This window comes from Streptomyces purpurogeneiscleroticus, assembly GCF_020024005.1.
Classification (GTDB): domain Bacteria; phylum Actinomycetota; class Actinomycetes; order Streptomycetales; family Streptomycetaceae; genus Streptomyces; species Streptomyces purpurogeneiscleroticus.
Genome location: NZ_NHSG01000215.1, coordinates 1 through 2701, shown reverse-complemented (window position 1 = coordinate 2701; position 2701 = coordinate 1). Strand labels below are relative to the sequence as shown.

The window sequence follows — 2701 nt, the reverse complement described above, 5'->3', positions numbered from 1 at the left end:
GTGGTAGTGGTGCGCGGTGCGCCGGCCGGGGCCGACGTACGGCGGGTGGCGCGGCGGCGCGGACGCGCCGGGGCGGCCTCGTCACCGGTCACGACCGTGCCGGCAGCGGGCTCCTGGGGAGCGGCGTCGCCGGGCGCGTCGGCCGGCTCTGCGGTCGTCACCTCGGGGGCTGCGGCGCCGCCCACCGGCGGCCCCGCGGGCCGGGACGCCGCACGGCGCCTGCGGCGCGGCGGCAGGGTGTCACTCGGTGTGCTGTTCTCGGAGCGGCTGTTCGCCGGCTCCGCGGATTCCGTGGGCTCAATGGGTTCGAGCATGCGGGCGGTTCTCCCGTCACGCTCCCGGGCGCCGCGTCCGGTTCCGGCCGCGGCCCGCGTCCAGCGCGGTGCCGCGGTCCGGGGCGCGGGCGCCACACGGGAGCTTTAGTCTCGCTCGCCGGGCCCTTGTGTCCGGGACCGGCGAAAGTCTCCTGGTCAGTTCGTTCGCCGGACCGGGGTGGCTCCCTGGCTGATCGGCGACGCGACGACGGCTCCTACGCTGCGCCGTCCGCCGCTCCACCGCCTGCGGGCGGTGCCTGCGTCGCGGCGGTCAGCCCGGCGGCCGTGGGTGGGGCGGCCGTGGCTGCTGCGTCGCGGTCGGGCGCGAGCGGGTCGGTCACCGCGCCGGTCTCCTCATCGAGCAGCCCCTGCGCCAGCCTGGTCACCGCTGCGGGGACCGGCGGCGCCAGGTCGGCCGTAGCTCGGAGGCCGGACAGGACGTCGTCGGGTCGTACGGCAGGTGTCAGATGCCGAACAACCAGCCGCAGTATCGCACAGGCACCAGCTCCGGGCCTATCGGCCTCGCACGCACCCGCCTGCAGATCCGCGACCGCCGCACGCGCGTCGAAGGTACGGATGCCCTTCTTCGTCGCGCGCTCGACCGGCACTTCTTCCGCCGCGAGGAACGCCGCGACGGCCCGCTCCGCGTCCGCGACGGCCACGCCGTCCAGGCGCAGCTCCCACACCGATGCCTGCAGCCGGTCGGCGAGCCCGGAGGTGTGCGCCTCCACGGCGTCGGTCACATCGAGGCCGTCCGGCAGCGACTCGTCCAGCAGCGCGCGCAGCGCCGCCGGGTCCCGTCGCTCGGTGAGGGCGATCTCCAGGTACTCGGCCTCGCTGCCGGTGCCCGTGGGCGCGGCATTGGCGTACGACACCTTGGGGTGCGGGGTGAATCCCGCGGAGTACGCCATGGGCACCTCGGCACGGCGCAGCGCCCGCTCGAAAGCGCGCTGGAAGTCACGGTGGCTGGTGAACCGGAGGCGGCCGCGCTTGGTGTAGCGCAGTCGGATGCGCTGCACCGCCGGTGCGGGCGGCGGGCCTTCGGGCTGTCGCTTGCCCAGTGTCGTCAGTCCTTCGTGAGTGGGGTCGTACTGCTACCTAGAGTACGTGCCTGCCGGGCCGCCGGTTCCCGCCGGGGTGCGCTCCGTCACCCGAAGAGCGCGAGCCGCACCTCCCGGGCGGCGGTGCGCGCGGCGGACAGCGCGGCCCGCACCGGCCGCCGGAGCACGGCGCGGATCGCATGCCCCACCGGGGTGAGGATCCAGCGGTACACCCAGCGCAGCGGCGCGACGATCAGCCACCGCCACAGGGCGGCGATGCCCCGGCCGACCGCCCGGGAAACGTACCCGGCGATCCGCCACGCCCACGCGACGGCCGCGCCGACCGCCCGCAGAACGGGCCACAGCACGTACTCCCACACGGCCACGGCCGGCACCACGAGCAGATAGCGGGCGAGCCAGGCCAGCGCGTGCCCGATGGGCGTCAGCACCCACCGGTAGCACCACCGGACCGGCACCAGCAGCAGGTAGTACGCCAGCCAGGCCAGCGCCCGCCCGATCGGCGTGAGGATCCACCGGTAGAGCCAGACCGCCGGCACCACGACCAGATACGTGATCAGGAAGACCAGCGGCACCACGATCAGGTACTGGACCAGCCGGCCGATCGCCCACCCCACCGGGGCGAGGATCCACCGGTACACCCAACGCCCCACCGGGGCCAGCACATGACGCCCGATCCAGCACAACGCGTCCCACAACAGCCTCAACGGAACAACAACGATCAACACCGGAATCTTGATCACCTGGGCGAGGCAACATCCACCGCCCGGCTCCCGCTCCCGCGCATCCCGTGCCTTGTGAATGCCGTCGTACGCCATGCCCTGCTTCCCCCGGTGCCGCCATGTCCTGCTTATGGCCTGTCGCTCACGTGCTCCGCCCGCGTCGGCACCCAGTAGCGCAGCTTTCCGCCGCGCTCGTCCTCGAAGATCCCGCCGCAGGTCTCGATGACCCTACGTGACGCGATGTTGGTGGTGTCACACGTGACCAGCGCGGACCTGATGCCGAGCGCGTGGGCCAGCGGGAGGGCCGCACGCAGCATGGCGGTGGCGTGGCCGCGGCGGCGGGCGGTGGGCCGCACGTCGTAGCCGATGTGCCCGCCGAGCTCCAGCAGGAAGTCGTTCAGTTCATGGCGCAGACCGAGGCGGCCGAGGTAGGTGTCGCCGTCGACGTACCAGAGGTTGGTGCACGGCACGTAGCCCATGGGCCGCACGACCTCTTCGCGGGTCATCGAGCGCAGCCAGTCGGTGTACCGGGAGAAGACGACCGGGTCGTCCCACTCCCCCGCGAACTCACGGATCTCCCGCCCGACGGCCGAGTCGTCCCCCTCCT

Annotated in this window: 4 protein-coding genes; all 4 read right to left on the bottom strand. The window is 73.5% G+C overall.

Features of this window, described 5'->3' with window-relative positions:
- On the bottom strand, positions 1 to 314 hold a 314-nt coding region (locus CCS38_RS14015), incomplete at its 3' end, for a hypothetical protein (protein ID WP_223733585.1).
- A 215-nt stretch (positions 315 to 529) separates the two neighbouring features.
- The gene (locus CCS38_RS14010) at positions 530 to 1333 is read right to left on the bottom strand and encodes a TIGR03936 family radical SAM-associated protein (protein WP_223733584.1); all 804 of its coding nucleotides are present in this window, start codon (positions 1331 to 1333) and stop codon (positions 530 to 532) included.
- Between the two features lie 128 nt (positions 1334 to 1461).
- Positions 1462 to 2190, bottom strand: coding sequence for a hypothetical protein (locus CCS38_RS14005; RefSeq protein WP_223733583.1), 729 nt, complete (start codon positions 2188 to 2190; stop codon positions 1462 to 1464).
- 32 nt (positions 2191 to 2222) lie between these two features.
- Positions 2223 to 2701, bottom strand: a 479-nt coding sequence (locus tag CCS38_RS14000; RefSeq protein ID WP_223733582.1) for a GNAT family N-acetyltransferase, incomplete at its 5' end; no start/stop codon positions are given.